Annotated in this window: 2 pseudogenes; both read right to left on the bottom strand. The window is 33.6% G+C overall.

The annotated features are described in order from the left end of the window. Positions 1-358: pseudogene (locus tag AC1DTM_RS30920) on the bottom strand (YjiH family protein); the annotation flags it as partial. 123 nt (positions 359-481) lie between these two features. After that, positions 482-573, bottom strand: a pseudogene (locus AC1DTM_RS30915) (aminoglycoside phosphotransferase); the annotation flags it as partial.

Here is a 573-nt window from a genome sequence, read left to right as displayed (position 1 = left end):
CTGGCGAAAAGAACCAAGCTGGTCCTACTTTCAAACAATATAATACGCCAAAAACAACACCTACTACTTTTAAAATAGAAAAACAAATTTCTACAATAGATGCATTCCATTTCTTCGTATAAAATGGATAAATCGCACCAATTATCATTACAAGTAATGCGTAATATKGTACTACAGAAGGAACTGAAGTCCGAATCCACGATACAATATGATCAATCATAATAGACGAAGCACCGTTTATCGTAACTGGTACGAAAAACATAAACACCCCAACTAGACTAGCAAGTATAAACCGAAGAATAATCCCCTTCTCTCGCCCTGTCTTAATTACATTACTTTTTAATTCAATTTCACTCAAAATTCGACACCTCCTATTATCTAAATATTCTGTATAATAACGTTAGAATCCTTCTTTCTATTCCTAATATTTAATCATATGAAAAAGCCTATTTTGAAATATACGATCAAAATAGGCTTTTTTCTATTCCCCTGCATAATCATCCACAGTCACTTGAATCACACGATAAGATTCTTCTGCTACTTTCTCATTACTCCCCCTATGCGCATCATATG

It is taken from the genome of Bacillus sp. P4_D3 (genome assembly GCF_056401855.1).
This window is presented reverse-complemented; position numbering and strand designations above follow the sequence as displayed.